At 67.9% G+C, this 13,569-nt stretch carries 14 protein-coding genes; 7 read left to right on the top strand and 7 right to left on the bottom strand.

The features are described from left to right. Positions 1-23: 23 nt before the first annotated feature. The 4 genes from NF4_RS32510 to NF4_RS32525 are packed head-to-tail and all read right to left on the bottom strand — an operon-like array spanning position 24 to position 3,735. Positions 24-509 (bottom strand): glutathione peroxidase, encoded by a 486-nt coding sequence (locus NF4_RS32510; RefSeq protein WP_063131232.1) that lies wholly within the window; start codon positions 507-509, stop codon positions 24-26. Further along, entirely contained in the window at positions 506-1,729 is a 1,224-nt protein-coding gene (locus NF4_RS32515; protein WP_063131233.1) for a cytochrome P450, read from the bottom strand. The genes NF4_RS32510 and NF4_RS32515 overlap by 4 nt, the downstream gene beginning before the upstream one ends. Continuing rightward, entirely contained in the window at positions 1,729-2,529 is an 801-nt protein-coding gene (locus NF4_RS32520) for an SDR family oxidoreductase (protein ID WP_063131234.1), read from the bottom strand. Before NF4_RS32520 ends, NF4_RS32515 begins: the two co-directional genes overlap by 1 nt. Next, positions 2,530-3,735, bottom strand: a complete 1,206-nt coding sequence (locus NF4_RS32525) for a cytochrome P450 (RefSeq protein WP_063131235.1) — start codon at positions 3,733-3,735, stop codon at positions 2,530-2,532. 311 nt (positions 3,736-4,046) lie between these two features. On the opposite strand from NF4_RS32525, the gene NF4_RS32530 reads away from it, so the two are divergent. From NF4_RS32530 to NF4_RS32555, 6 genes are all read left to right on the top strand, one after another. Further along, complete coding sequence (locus NF4_RS32530) at positions 4,047-5,516, top strand: aldehyde dehydrogenase (protein ID WP_063131260.1); 1,470 nt, start codon at positions 4,047-4,049, stop codon at positions 5,514-5,516. 70 nt (positions 5,517-5,586) lie between these two features. After that, entirely contained in the window at positions 5,587-6,336 is a 750-nt protein-coding gene (locus NF4_RS32535; protein WP_063131236.1) for an SDR family oxidoreductase, read from the top strand. After that, positions 6,336-7,373, top strand: coding sequence for an NAD(P)-dependent oxidoreductase (locus tag NF4_RS32540; protein ID WP_369690965.1), 1,038 nt, complete (start codon positions 6,336-6,338; stop codon positions 7,371-7,373). Before NF4_RS32535 ends, NF4_RS32540 begins: the two co-directional genes overlap by 1 nt. Continuing rightward, the gene (locus tag NF4_RS32545) at positions 7,373-8,839 is read left to right on the top strand and encodes an FAD-dependent oxidoreductase (protein WP_063131237.1); all 1,467 of its coding nucleotides are present in this window, start codon (positions 7,373-7,375) and stop codon (positions 8,837-8,839) included. The genes NF4_RS32540 and NF4_RS32545 overlap by 1 nt, the downstream gene beginning before the upstream one ends. Before the next feature lie 18 nt (positions 8,840-8,857). Beyond that, on the top strand, positions 8,858-9,436 hold the full coding sequence (locus NF4_RS32550) for a TetR/AcrR family transcriptional regulator (RefSeq protein WP_030523303.1): 579 nt from the start codon (positions 8,858-8,860) through the stop codon (positions 9,434-9,436). Between the two features lie 75 nt (positions 9,437-9,511). Then, positions 9,512-9,934, top strand: a complete 423-nt coding sequence (locus NF4_RS32555) for a nitroreductase family deazaflavin-dependent oxidoreductase (RefSeq protein ID WP_084533747.1) — start codon at positions 9,512-9,514, stop codon at positions 9,932-9,934. 82 nt (positions 9,935-10,016) lie between these two features. Here the strand turns inward: NF4_RS32555 and NF4_RS32560 are convergent, their stop codons facing one another. From NF4_RS32560 to NF4_RS39645, 3 genes are all read right to left on the bottom strand, one after another. Beyond that, positions 10,017-10,631, bottom strand: coding sequence for an MBL fold metallo-hydrolase (locus NF4_RS32560; protein ID WP_063131239.1), 615 nt, complete (start codon positions 10,629-10,631; stop codon positions 10,017-10,019). Beyond that, on the bottom strand, positions 10,628-11,713 hold the full coding sequence (locus NF4_RS32565) for an S-(hydroxymethyl)mycothiol dehydrogenase (RefSeq protein ID WP_063131240.1): 1,086 nt from the start codon (positions 11,711-11,713) through the stop codon (positions 10,628-10,630). The genes NF4_RS32560 and NF4_RS32565 overlap by 4 nt, the downstream gene beginning before the upstream one ends. A gap of 523 nt (positions 11,714-12,236) precedes the next feature. Beyond that, positions 12,237-12,527: a hypothetical protein gene (locus NF4_RS39645; protein WP_063814772.1), complete on the bottom strand. Its 291-nt coding sequence runs from the start codon at positions 12,525-12,527 to the stop codon at positions 12,237-12,239. A gap of 296 nt (positions 12,528-12,823) precedes the next feature. On the opposite strand from NF4_RS39645, the gene NF4_RS32575 reads away from it, so the two are divergent. Continuing rightward, positions 12,824-13,567: a hypothetical protein gene (locus NF4_RS32575; protein WP_063131242.1), complete on the top strand. Its 744-nt coding sequence runs from the start codon at positions 12,824-12,826 to the stop codon at positions 13,565-13,567. Positions 13,568-13,569 lie beyond the last annotated feature (2 nt).

A 13,569-nucleotide genomic window follows, 5' to 3' on the forward strand; every position in this document is an offset into this window, starting at 1 on the left:
ATCATAAGCCGTTACGGCATCGGTTACAGCGCTTTCTCGATCGCCGCGACCAGCGTGTCCGCGTCCGGTGTGGTGGTGGGCCGGAAACGCCCCACAACACTCCCGTCCCGATCGATCAGGAACTTCTCGAAGTTCCACTGCACATCACCGGCCGCACCCTCGGCGTCGGGGGTTTCGATGATCTCCCGGTACAGCGGATGCCGGCCGTCGCCGTTCACTTCGACCTTCTCCAGCAGGGGAAAGTCCACACCGTAGGTGGTGGAACAGAACTGCTGGATCTCCTCGGCGCTGCCCGGCTCCTGTCCCATGAACTGGTTGCACGGCACACCGACCACACTGAAACCGCGGTCACCGTAGTTCTTCTGCAGTTCGACCAACCCGGTGTACTGCGGTGTGAGACCGCATTTCGACGCGACGTTGACCAGCAGCACCACCCGATCGCCGACCAGCTCACCGAGCGTGGACGCCGAACCCGACAGCGTGGTCACCGGAATATCCCGAACATTCATTCGTAGCGCACCTGCCAACTCTTGATTCCGTTGATCCACCCCGATCGCAACCGTACCGGATCGGAAACGGATTTCAGGTCGGGCATGGCGTCGGCGATCGCGTTGAACATCAGGTCGATTTCCAGCCGGGCCAGATTGGCGCCCACACAGTAATGGGTGCCGGTACCGCCGAATCCGACATGCGGATTCGGATCGCGCAGGATATCGAAGGTGAACGGTTCGTCGAACCCTTCTTCGTCGAAATTGGCGGAACTGTAGAACAGTCCGAGGCGCTGCCCCTTCTTGATCTCCTGTCCGCCCAGCACGTGATCGGCGGTGGCGGTGCGCTGGAACGCGGTCACCGGAGTGGCCCAGCGCACGATCTCGTCCGGTGCGGTCCGCGGCCGCTGCTCCCGGTACAGCGCCCACTGTTCCGGGTTGTCCACGAACGCCTTCATCCCGTGGGTGATGGCATTGCGGGTGGTCTCGTTACCGGCCACCGCCAGCAGGATGACGAAGAACCCGAATTCGTCGGAGGCCAGTCCGTCCCCGTCGACATCGGCGTTGACCAGTTGGGTGACGATATCGTCGGCCGGACACGACCGCCGCTGTTCGGCCATGTTCCAGGCATAACCGAGGATTTCCGCCGAGGCCACGGTCGGGTCGCCGTATTCGGGATCGTCGTAGTTGAGCATCTGGTTCGACCAATCGAACACCTTGCGCCGGTCCTCCTGCGGGACCCCGAGCAGTTCGGCGATCGCCTGCAGGGGCAGTTCGCAGGCGACCTGGGTGACGAAATCGCCACCGCCGCTCTTCTTCGCCTCGTGCACGATGCGGTGCGCGCGATCGGTGAGCGCCTCGCGCAACCCCTCGACCGCGCGGGGCGTGAAACCCTTGGAGACGATCCGGCGCACCTTGGAGTGTTTCGGCGGATCCATGTTCACCAGCAGCGCGCCGGTGAGCTGCATCTGGTCGGGGGTGATATCGCCGGGCAGCCGGACGATGGACCCCTTCTCCTGTGAGGAGTACAGCTCCGGGTTGCGGGACAGTTCCTTGACGTCCTCCAGCTTGCTGACCACCCAGTAGCCGCCGTCGTTGAAACCGCCCGAGGTCTCGTCGGACTGGGCGTTCCACCACACCGGCGCCGTCCGGCGCAGCAGCGCGAATTCCTCGACCGGACTGCGATCGGCCCACAGTGCGGGGTCGGTGAAATCGAAACCCGGGGGCAGTGCGGTTGTCATCAGGCGTCCTTTCCTTCTTCCGGGAGCGGTCGCAGCGGCGCTTCCGGTTGCACCTCGACCAGCACGAGATGGGCACCCCGCGGGGTCCCGACGACCGCGGACACCGCCCGGGCCAGATCGGAGGCGCGCAGCATGTACGGATGCCGCGCCAGCCCCCAGGCCTGCCAGGACTCCAGCAGTGGTCCCACCACCTCGGGCGAGGCGTTCATGCCCATCCCGGTGACGGTCGGTCCGGGCCGGACCAGTGAGGCCCGGATGCCGGTGCCCTCGAGTTCCATCCGCAGCTGCTGCACCATCGCCTCGACTCCGGCCTTGGCGGCGCTGTAGGCCCCGTTCCACGGCCGCGGCAGCGGCGCACAGTCGGAACTGATCAGCACCACATCGCCGCGCCGGCGGGCCAGCATGCCGGGCAGCACCGCATGGGTCATCCGGTGCGCGCCGATCAGATGGATCTGCACCTGATGCGCGAAATCGGCCGGGTCCATGTCCTGGATGAGGCCGAATTCGATATCACCGGCCCCGGAGACCAGGATCTCGGTGGGCCCGATGGCCGCCTCGGCCGCGGCGACGAATTCGTCCACCGAGGCCTGGTCGGTCACATCGAGGCGGTGGGCGAACGCGGTACCGCCGTCGGCCCGGATCTTCCCGGCCAGATCTTCCAGGATCTCCACCCGGCGCGCGCCGAGCGCCACCGGATGGCCCTGCGCGGCCAACTCCACAGCGGTGGCGGCGCCGATACCCGACGAAGCACCGGCCACGATGGTCGGCCGCTTCTCGGGATGGGGATCGAACCGGGGCATTTACCGCACCTCCACGGAGATCGGGAGCTTGGCGAAGCCCCGCACATTGGACGAGTGCACGCGGACGAATTCGTCCTCGCGCACCCGGTAGGACTTCACCCGCGCGGCGAATTCTTGTAGCGCGACCGTTGCTTCCAGGCGGGCCAGATGGGCGCCGAGGCAGAAGTGCACACCGGCGCCGAAGCTGGCCAGATTGCCCTTCTCGGCGCGGTCCAGGTCGTAGCTGTCGGCATTGTCGAAGACCTCGCCATCCCTGTTGGCCGAACCGATCAGCAACAGCACCTTCGACCCCGCCGGGATGACCCGGCCGTGGTACTCCAGATCCGCGGTGGCGGTCCGCGCGACGATCTGGCTGGAGGTGTCGTAGCGCAGGGTTTCCTCGACCCAGTCCGGGACCCGCTCCGGATCGGCGGCGACCTTGTCGTATTCCGCCGGGTTGCGGCCGGCCCAGTACAGGGCGTTGCCCAGCAGTTTGGTGGTGGTCTCGTTCCCTGCCACCACCATCAGGAACATGAAGCCGATGATCTCGTCGTCGGTGAGCCGGTCTCCGTCGATCTCGGCGCCGAGCAGCGCGGAGGTGAGGTCGTCGGTGGGGTTCTCGCGGCGCTGCGCGACCATGTTCGAGTAGTAGACCACCAGGTTCAGCGAGGCCTCGATCGCCGAATCCGGGACATCGGTCACCCCGTCCTCGCGGTGCATGACCGTATCGGCCATATGGCGGATCTCGTCGCGGTCGGCGGCCGGTACACCCATCAGCTCGGAGATGACGTCCATCGGCAGTTTGCCCGCGAAGTCCTGGATCCAGTCGAATTCGCCGCGCTCGAGTGCCGGTTCCAGGTATTCCAGCGTCAGTTCCCGGATGCGGGTCTCCATATCGGCCACCCGCTTGGGGGTGAAACCTTTGAAAACCAGCTTGCGCATCCGCATATGCCGGGGATCGTCCATGGCGAGGAACGACATGGTCTTGTGCGCGTGCGGCCCCCAGGCCGCGGGGTCGAGCGAGACGCCGTTGGCATTCGACAGCGCGGCGGCGTTGCGGAATCCCGCGGTGACATCCGCGTGCCGCGACAGCGCGTAGAAATCGAGTTCGGCGTTGTAGTAGAGCGGCGCCTCCGCGCGCAGCCGGGCGTAGATCGGGTACGGGTCTTCATGGAAGACGTAGTCGTAGGGGTCGAACGTCACCGGCTCCAACGATGCGGCCGTCATCGGACCCACCTCTGTTTCGATAACGAGTTCTCGCCGGGCGCGATCGAGCGACCGCCGGGGAGAGACACATAGCTGGACATGTGTCTGGACGGTACCAGCGGCGCGCCTCCGCGACAATGATCGTACGAGAATTGACTGCTCAGAAGCGCCGAGACAGCCGACCAGGAATATCGACCCGGACTACCGACCCCATCCGGGCCGGGTTTGCGGCACGATCAGCACCGAGCGCGAACGATAGAACCCGTTCTTGCACTCGCGAAAGAGTCCGGACTATATTCCATACACCTGTCCAGACAGTATTGGGGTCTTTCATGAACAGTCTTCTGCCCGGCGACAGTTCTCGACTGCTGATCGGCGGCAGCCTCGTGCCCGGCGGCAACGGCGTGTTCGAGAATGTGAACCCGGCGACCGAGGAGGTCATCGGCACCGCGGCCGACGCGGACGCCGCCGATATGAACGCCGCCATCGCCGCGGCCCGCACCGCCTTCGACGACACCGACTGGTCCCGTGACCACGCGTTCCGGGTGCGCTGCCTGGAGCAATTGCAGGCCGGCCTGAAGGCGCACGCGGAGGAACTGCGCGAGATCACCGTCGCCGAGGTGGGCGCTCCGATCATGTTCACCAGCGGCCCCCAGCTCGAGGGTCCCGTCGAGGACCTGAGCTTCGCCACGCAACTGGCCGCGAACTACGAATGGGAAACCGAACTGGGCGTGGCCGCGCCGATGGGTATCCGCACCCACCGGGCGTTGCGCCGCGAAGCGGTCGGCGTGGTCGGCGCGATCACCCCGTGGAACTTCCCGCACCAGATCAACTTGGCGAAACTGGGCCCGGCGCTGGCCGCGGGCAACACCGTCGTCCTCAAACCCGCCCCCGACACCCCGTGGTGCGCCGCCGCGCTCGCGTCGATCGTCACCGAGGAGACCGAGATCCCGCCCGGGGTGGTCAATATCGTCACCTCCGCCGATCACGGCCTCGGTGCACAGCTCTCCGGTGATCCGCGGGTCGACCTGATCAGTTTCACCGGATCCACCAACACCGGTCGCGCCGTAATGGCCTCGGCAGCGGCCAATCTCAAGAAGACCTTCCTCGAACTCGGCGGGAAGTCGGCGTTCATCGTGCTCGACGACGCCGACCTCGCCACCGCGGTGAGCTACGCCGGATTCTCGCTGTGTGTGCACGCAGGCCAGGGCTGCGCCCTGTCCACGCGCCTGCTGGTACCGCGGAACAAATACGAGGAGGCGCTCGAGGCCGCCGCGAACACCATGCGCGGTATCCGTCCCGGCGACCCGGCGAACCCCGGCACCGTATGCGGTCCGGTGATCTCCGACCGTCAGCGCAGCCGGGTACTCGGCTATATCGACAGCGCCCGCGCCGACGGCGGCCGGATCGTGGCCGGCGGAGGCCGCCCGGCCGAACACGACCGTGGTTTCTATGTCGAACCCACGGTCATCGCCGACCTGGACAACAGCGCCAAGGCCGCCCAGGAGGAGATCTTCGGCCCGGTCCTGGTAGTGCTCCCCCACGACGGCGACGACGATGCCGTCCGAATCGCCAACGACTCCCCCTACGGCCTGTCCGGCGCGGTGTGGGGTAAGGACCCCGAGCGGATCCGCCGGGTCACCGACCGGGTGCGCACCGGCACGCTCGGCGTCAACGGCGGTATGTGGTACAGCGCCGACGCGCCCTTCGGCGGCTACAAACAGTCCGGTATCGGCCGCGAGATGGGCGTCGCCGGGTTCGAGGAGTACCTGGAGACCAAACTCGTCGCCACCGCGCAGTAGGCGCGCGGCGGCCCCACAGCAGCGGAACCTTTTCCGACCAAGCTTTCCCGATCAGCGAGGAGCTCATCCCATGGCTCGTTTCACCGGTAGGACCGCCATCGTCACCGGCGCCGCCCGCGGTATCGGCGAGGTCTACGCGCAGGCGCTGGCCGCCGAGGGCGCGTCGGTCGTCGTCGCGGATCTGAACGAAGAGGGCGGTACCGCCGTCGCCGAGAAGATCGTGGCCGACGGCGGCACCGCGTCGTTCCACACCGTCGACGTATCCGACCCGGATTCGGCCAGGGCACTGGCCGATTTCACCGTCGAGAAGTACGGCAAGATCGACCATCTGGTGAACAACGCCGCCATCTACGGCGGGATGAAACTCGATCTGCTGCTCACCGTGCCGTGGGACTACTACAAGAAGTTCATGTCGGTGAACCTGGACGGCGCCCTGGTGATGACCCGCGCGGTCTGGGAGAACATGGCGGCAGGTGGCGGCGGCTCGATCGTCAACCAATCCTCCACGGCGGCCTGGGTGTACTCCGGTTTCTACGGTCTGGCGAAGGTCGGCATCAACGGCCTCACCCAGCAGCTGGCCACCGAGCTCGGCGGATCGAACATCCGGGTCAACGCGATCGCCCCGGGACCCACCGATACCGAGGCCACCAAGACCACCACGCCCGAGAGCATGGTCAAGGATATGGTGAACCGGCTGCCGCTCAAGCGGATGGGCACGCCCGACGATATGGCCGGCGCCCTGCTCTACCTGCTCTCCGACGACGCCTCCTGGGTCACCGGGCAGATCTTCTGCGTCGACGGCGGCCAGGTGATCCGGTAGTGAGCGCGGACTCCGCCGGCCGCACCCGGGTCGGTTTCATCGGCCTGGGCGATATGGGCGCGCCGATGGCGAAGAAACTGCTGGACTGGTCCGGCGGTCTCACCGTCTGCGATACCCGGCCCGAGGCGGTGGAACCGTTCACCGCCGCGGGCGCCGAAGCCGCCGCCACCGCGGCCGAACTGGCCGCGAAATGCGGGGTCATCAGTATCGCGGTGGTGAACGACCGGCAGGTCCGCGCCGTACTCACCGGCGAGAACGGGATTTTGCGCACCGCCGCGCCGGGCACCGTGGTGGCCGTGCACTCCACCATCGGCGACGAGTCCGCGGTGGAATTCGCCCGGCTCTGCGCCGAACGCGGCGTGCATCTGGTCGACGCCCCGATCAGCGGCGGGGCCGCAGGCGCGAACAGCGGCCGGCTGGCCGTGATGATCGGCGGCAGCGCCGACGCGGTCGCGACGGTGCGCGAACCCTTCGGCTGTTTCGCCGATCTCGTGGTGCACGCCGGCGAGGTCGGGGCCGGCACCCGGATGAAACTGGCCCGCAATCTGCTGCACTTCATCTCGTTCACCGCCGCCACCGAGGCACAGCGGCTGGCCGAGGCCGCCGGGCTCGATATCACCGCACTGGGCAAGGTGGTCCGCCACTCCGACGCGGTCACCGGCGGGGCGGGTTCGATCATGCTGCGCGATACCACCGCCCCCATCGCGGAGGGCGATTTCTGGTTGCCGATCCTCACCCATGTCCGGGAACTCGGGGAGAAGGATCTGTCCCTGGCTCTCGACCTGGGCGGCCGGGTCGACGCCGAGCTGCCCCTGGCCGCGCTGGCACTGACGCGCCTCGGCGAGGGACTGGGCGTCGGGCGGGGCGAGATCGCCGCCGCGCGGCACGGAGCCACCGCCGCGCCGCAAGACACCCCCACCGCTGAGCGGGACGGCCACCCCACTCCCGCATCGGGACGTGCCACCATCGCCGCACAGCAGGCCGCCCCGGGGACCCCGGCAGCCGGCGCGCAGAACGACAGTAAGGAATCCGAATAATGGCCGACCCCACCTCTCTCCGACCGTTACCCGCCGCCGAGGTCACCGAGTGGGACCGCACCGCCGATGTGGTCGTGGCCGGCTACGGGATCGCCGGTGTCTGCGCCGCGATCGAGGCGGCGCGGGCCGGTTCGAACGTACTGATCCTGGAGCGCACCAGCGGCTGGGGCGGTGCGGCGGCGCTGGCCGGCGGTTTCATCTACCTCGGTGGCGGCACGCCGTTGCAGAAGGCACTCGGCTTCGCGGACAGCCCGGAGAACATGGAGAAGTTCATGGTCGCCGCGCTGGGTCCGGGGGTGGATCGCGCGAAGATCGCCGACTACTGCCGCGGCAGTGTCGAGCACTACGAATGGCTGGTGGCCAACGGTGTGCCCTTCAAAGAGGAATTCTGGGGCGAACCCGGCTGGGAACCCCCGCACGACGAGGGACTGATGTATTCCGGCGGGGAGAACGCGGCCCCGTTCAACACCGTCGCCGACCCCGCTCCGCGCGGCCACGTCCCGCAGATGAGCAACAAGCGGACCGGTGCCAAGGGCGGCGGCTACATGCTGATGAAACCGCTGGCCGAAACCGCCGAGAAGCTCGGTGTCGCAGCCGAATACGACACCCGGATCCAGCGCCTGATCGTCGACGGCGACCGGGTGGTCGGTGTGGTCGCCAAACAGTACGGCAGGGAACTGACCATCCGGGCCGAGCGCGGGGTCGTCCTGGCCACCGGCAGTTTCGCCTACCACGATCAGATGATCGAAGGTTTCGCGCCGCGGCTCATCGGCCGCCCGGGCGCCGCCATCGAGGAACACGACGGGATCGCCATCCGGATCGCGCAGGCGCTCGGCGCCGATCTGGCCCATATGGACGCCACCGAGGTCGCGTTCTTCGGCGATCCGCAGATGATGGCGCGCGGCATCCTGGTGAACGGCCGCGGCCAGCGGTATGTCCCGGAGGACACCTATCCCGGCCGGATCGGGCAGATGACCCTGTTCCACCAGGAGAACCAGGCGTTCCTGATCATCGGCGAGGCCGCCTACGAGGAATCGCTGACCACCGAGACCTCCACCCCGTTCTTCCGCCAGCCGCCGACCTGGGCGGCGGAGACGATCGCCGAACTCGAATCCGATATCGGCCTGCCCGAACTGGCCCTGCAGACCACGGTCGAGCTGTACAACAAGCACGCCGCGAACGGTCAGGACCCGCTGCTGGGCAAGAAAGCGGAGTGGACCAAGCCGCTGGAGGGCCCCTTCGCCGCGTTCGATATGCGCGGTTTCACCGCGGGATTCACTCTGGGCGGTCTGCGTACCGATCTGGATTCGCGGGTCCTGCACGTGAACGGCGAACCCATTCCCGGGCTGTTCGCCGCGGGCCGCTGCACCTCCGGTGTCTGCGCGGGCGGATACGCCAGCGGGACCTCGCTGGGTGACGGCAGTTTCTACGGCCGCCGGGCCGGGATTGCGGCCGCGAAGAACTGAAACGGTACATTCAGACACATGTCCGAAGGTGAACCCGTCGTCGTGGAGGCGACCCGTCGGCGCCTGTCCGCGAAACAGGCCGATACGGTCGACAAACTGACGAAGGCCGCGGTGGAGGTACTGACACGCGAGGGGTTCGCGGGAATGACCATCCGGATGGTCGCCGCCGCGGCCGGTGTCGGCACCGCCACCGCGTACACCTATTTCTCGTCGAAGGAACACCTGGTCGCCGAGATATTCTGGCGGCGGCTGGTGGCGGCGCCCTCACCGGTCAGCGAGGATCCCGATCCCACGGTCCGGGTGGTGGCCGAGCTGCGTGCCATCGCCATGCTGGTCGCCGACGACCAGGAGGTCTCCGGCGCGGTCACCAGCGCCATGCTCGGCCGCGATCCCGATGTGGCCCATCTGCGCGCCCGCATCGGCCTGGAGATCCGCACCCGGATCGAGCGCGCGCTGGGTCCCGACCCGGATCCGGAGGTGGTCGTCTCGCTGGAACTGGTCTACGCGGGCGCACTCGTCCGGGCCGGTATGGGCTATGCCTCCTACGCCGATATCGCCGACCTCATCGAGAAATCCGCGCTGTTGATCCTGCGCTGAGCATCGGAGCTTCGAGAAGTGAACAACCGCCCCAAACAGCTCGACTCGTCCTTCGTGCCGACTGTCATCAAGTACATGTCCAAGGTCAACACCTGGGCCTACCGGAAAACCGGCGGCCGGATCGGCGGCACCTGGCGCGTCGGGGCGGGCTTCCGCAAACCGGTGCCCACGCTGCTGCTGGAACACACCGGTCGCAAATCCGGTAAGCAGTTCACGGTGCCGCTGCTGTTCCTGCGCGACGACGCGAACATCATCGTGGTCGCGTCGCAGGGCGGGCTACCGAAGAACCCGCAGTGGTACTACAACCTCGTCGCGCAGCCGGATACCACCGTGCAGATCGGCAAGGACCTGATCCCGGTGCGGGCCCGTCTCGCCGACGACGCCGAACGGGATCGGCTGTGGCCGAAACTACTCGAACTGTACGCCGATTTCGACAACTACCAGTCGTGGACCGAACGCCGTATCCCGGTGTTCGTGCTGGTCCCCCGCACGCCCTGACGGTTCGGGTGGTCCCGGCCGGCCGTGTCCGCGCCGATTCGGCGGCACCCGTGCGGGTGCCGCCGAATACGCGTGTGGCTTTTCAGGCCTGCGCGGGCACGTTGGCCCGCTCGGCGCCGAGGGTGGTGTCGGGTCCGTGCCCGGTGTGGACCACCGTCTGCTCGGGTAGCGCGAACAGCCGCTCGTTGATGGAGGCGAGGATGGTCGGATAGTCGGAATAGGACCGGCCGGTCGCGCCGGGGCCGCCCTCGAACAACGTATCGCCGCTGAAGACCTCGCCGCTCCCGGTGGAGTACAGGCAGCACGATCCCGGTGAATGTCCCGGCGTGTGCAGGACCCGCAGTTCCGCGCCCCCGACCCGGAACACCTCGCCGTCGGCCAGCGGCCGGTACTCCACACCGGGATGGGTCTGCTGCCAGAGCACATCGTCGTCGGGATGCAGGAAGATCGGCGCACCCGTCGCCGCCGACAATGTGGGCGCCACAGTGACATGATCGTTGTGCGCGTGCGTGCACACGACGGCGGTCACCCGGCGCCCGGCCACGGCGCCGAGAATCGGCTGCGCGTCGTGCGCGGCGTCGATGATCAGCACTTCGGTGTCGTCGCCGACGAGCCAGATATTGTTCGCCACATCCCAGCAGCCGCCGTCGAGGCAGAACTGCCCCTCGGTGACGATCCGTTCGACCCGGGCCGTCACAGGACCACCACCGAACGCAGGACCTGCCCACCGTGCATGGTGTGAAAGGCCTGCTCCACCGCGTCCAGCCCGATCCGCTCGGTCACGAACTTGTCCAGCGGCAACCGGCCCTGCCGGTACAGGTCGATCAACATCGGGAAATCGCGTTCCGGCAGGCAGTCCCCGTACCAGGACGATTTCAGCGCGCCACCGCGGCTGAAGAAATCGATGAGCGGCATCTCCAGCGTCATATCCGGGGTCGGCACCCCGACCAGCACCACGGTCCCGGCCAGATCACGCGCGTAGAACGCCTGCTTCCAGGTCTCCGGGCGGCCGACCGCGTCGATCACCACATCGGCACCGAAGCCCCCGGTGAGGTCCTGGATTCCGGCGACCGCGTCGGTGGCGGAGGCATCGATGGTGTGGGTCGCGCCGAGTTCGCGCGCCCAGTCGAGTTTCCGGGCATCGGTGTCCACCGCGATGATGGTGCCCGCACCGGCCAGCCGGGCGCCGGCGATCGCCGCGTCGCCGACCCCACCGCAGCCCAGCACCGCCACCGAATCGCCGCGGCCGACATTGCCGGTGTTCACCGCCGCGCCCAGTCCCGCCATCACGCCACAGCCCAGCAGGCCGGCCACCGCCGGATCGGTCGCCGGATCGACTTTGGTGCACTGTCCTTCGTGGACGAGGGTCTTGTCGGCGAAGGCGCCGATACCGAGCGCCGGGGTGAGTTCGGTACCGTCCTCGAGCGTCATGGGCACGCTGGCATTGAAGGTGTCGAAGCAGTACCAGGGACGGCCGCGCCGACACGCGCGGCACTGGCCGCAGACCGCCCGCCAGTTCAGGACGACGAAATCACCCGGTTCCACATGGGTGACCGCCGAACCCACCGTTTCCACCACACCCGCGGCCTCGTGGCCGAGCAGGAACGGGAACTCGTCGTTGATCCCGCCCTCGCGGTAGGTGAGATCGGTGTGGCAGACCCCGCACGCCTGGATCTTCACCACCACGTCCCGGGGCCCGGGGTCGGGTACGACGATCGGGACCAACTCGACCGGGGCACCGGAACTACGGGCGATGACACCTCGAACCTGCTGTGGCACAGCATCTCCTCTCGGGCGGTAATGCGACGATGCGCGATAGCGCATACGTTATCCGCCCGCGGGCCCCACGGGCAGTGCCCACCGCGCCCGGCGGACCGCCTCCCCGGGAGATCAGCAACGAACGAGCGGCCGGAACGCAGGGTGGCGGCGCACCCGACGGGCGCACCGCCACCCTGTCGGCAAACACTCAGAGAACTCCCCAGGCCTGCAGCAGATAGGTCACATTGGCGGCGATGGAGGTGACGAGATTCGCCAGATTCAGGGCCGCGGACCCGGCTTCGATCATGTTCTTCTCTTCCTTCTGATCCGACCCGACCCGAGCCCAAAGTACCGACGAAGCCGAAGTCGAGCAAACGCCCGATCGACCGGGAAACAGGCCGTGACGGGCCGAGCGAGCGGGCGAACAGCTGCCCGAAAAGCTGATCGGACACGTGTCCCACTCAGTGCGCAATCACCGGCTCCCGAGCCCGCGCGACCGCTCTGCTCGGGGTCGCCGGGGCGGGGACGGGCCGCGATCGCCGGCTCAGCCGGCGATACCCGCCTCGGGTTCGGGACCGGGTCCGTCGGCGCGCAGCTTCAACAGGGTCAGCCCCGCGGTGCACGCCAGGATGAGACCGATCACGGTGATGATCACCTGCAGGGTGCCGATACCGAAAGCCGCCGCACCCAGCCCACCGGCGAAGACCAGCCAGCCCAGTACTCTGCCCACTGTCGAACCCGTACCACCCGATACAGGATCCGCCGGCTCCGGAGCTTCCGCCGCGGCGGATTCCTCCGCCGCGCCCGGCAGGTCGGTGGTGGTCTGGTCTCCCATCATCTACTCCTCGATGGCGCCGATCCGGAAATCGTTGCGCGCCTACCACTTGCATGGTCACCCAGGAACTCCGGTGTCCCATGCGTCACTTCGGCAACATACGCTACGACCACAACCCGAAGATTGTTACGCGACACAAGCCCGCGACACGCGGCTGATATCAATTCGATACCTGAACCGTACCCTTTCTCCGCTGTTCTACACCCGGTTACCAGGGGACCGGCAGATGGGGGTCTAGTTCTCCCCGGCGCGCTGAATTAAGGTTGGGCCACTGACATATCACAGGAGCGTCACCGATGGAGAGCAAAACGAAGGTCGCCGGACCCCTGGCGGCCGCCGGGGCGGTTTCCCTCGGGCTGGTGCTCATCGGCGCGTGCGGCATCGGCCAAGAGGATACCTACGTGCCGCCGCCCCCGATCCGCTCCGGCCCGCAGGCCGCGGAACCGGCGGGGTTCACCGGCGAACCCTCCACCAGTGTCGCGAAAGTACTGATCCCCCCGTCCCCGTCGTGGCGGATGGCCCCGGAGCCACCACCCCGGCGCACCCTCCCGCCGGAGTACCAGATCTCGGTCACCGCATCCGCCGGTCCCGGCGCCGAGCCCACCGCCGGCGAGACCACCCGCCGGGTCACCCTGTCCGCGACGCCCGGTCCGGCCGGTCCGGCCGAGCCCGGCTGGACCACCGCCTCGCTGCCGAGCCCGCCGCTGGAACCGGCCCACACCGAATCCCCGCTGCCCGCACCGCCTCCGAGCACGACCGTGGTGATCGCCCCGGTTCCCCCCGAGGGCGCGGGCCCGCCGCCCGCCGAATCCCCGGTCGCAGCACCCAGCGAACCCCCGGCCCCGCCACCTGCCGAACCTCCGGCCGCGGTGGACGAGCCGGGGCCCCCGGAAACTAGTACGGCGGAAAGCGTCCCGGCGGAGTCGACGCCCACGCAGGTTCCCGTCGCGCCCCGGGTCGCCGTACCCACGACCACACCGGATTCCACCGAAAAGCCTTCCCTCCCCGCACCGACCGTCACCGTCGCACCCGTCGATTGACC

The sequence above is a fragment of the Nocardia fusca NBRC 14340 genome, assembly GCF_001618425.1.
Taxonomy (GTDB): Bacteria; Actinomycetota; Actinomycetes; order Mycobacteriales; family Mycobacteriaceae; genus Nocardia; species Nocardia fusca.

Bases quoted from the DNA above. Each gene is read 5' to 3' on its own strand.
- NF4_RS32510 (WP_063131232.1), bottom strand. From the start codon at position 509: ATGAATGTTCGGGATATTCCGGTGACCACGCTGTCGGGTTCGGCGTCC.
- NF4_RS32515 (WP_063131233.1), bottom strand. From the start codon at position 1,729: ATGACAACCGCACTGCCCCCGGGTTTCGATTTCACCGACCCCGCACTG.
- NF4_RS32520 (WP_063131234.1), bottom strand. From the start codon at position 2,529: ATGCCCCGGTTCGATCCCCATCCCGAGAAGCGGCCGACCATCGTGGCC.
- NF4_RS32525 (WP_063131235.1), bottom strand. From the start codon at position 3,735: ATGACGGCCGCATCGTTGGAGCCGGTGACGTTCGACCCCTACGACTAC.
- NF4_RS32530 (WP_063131260.1), top strand. From the start codon at position 4,047: ATGAACAGTCTTCTGCCCGGCGACAGTTCTCGACTGCTGATCGGCGGC.
- NF4_RS32535 (WP_063131236.1), top strand. From the start codon at position 5,587: ATGGCTCGTTTCACCGGTAGGACCGCCATCGTCACCGGCGCCGCCCGC.
- NF4_RS32545 (WP_063131237.1), top strand. From the start codon at position 7,373: ATGGCCGACCCCACCTCTCTCCGACCGTTACCCGCCGCCGAGGTCACC.
- NF4_RS32550 (WP_030523303.1), top strand. From the start codon at position 8,858: ATGTCCGAAGGTGAACCCGTCGTCGTGGAGGCGACCCGTCGGCGCCTG.
- NF4_RS32555 (WP_084533747.1), top strand. From the start codon at position 9,512: ATGTCCAAGGTCAACACCTGGGCCTACCGGAAAACCGGCGGCCGGATC.
- NF4_RS39645 (WP_063814772.1), bottom strand. From the start codon at position 12,527: ATGGGAGACCAGACCACCACCGACCTGCCGGGCGCGGCGGAGGAATCC.
- NF4_RS32575 (WP_063131242.1), top strand. From the start codon at position 12,824: ATGGAGAGCAAAACGAAGGTCGCCGGACCCCTGGCGGCCGCCGGGGCG.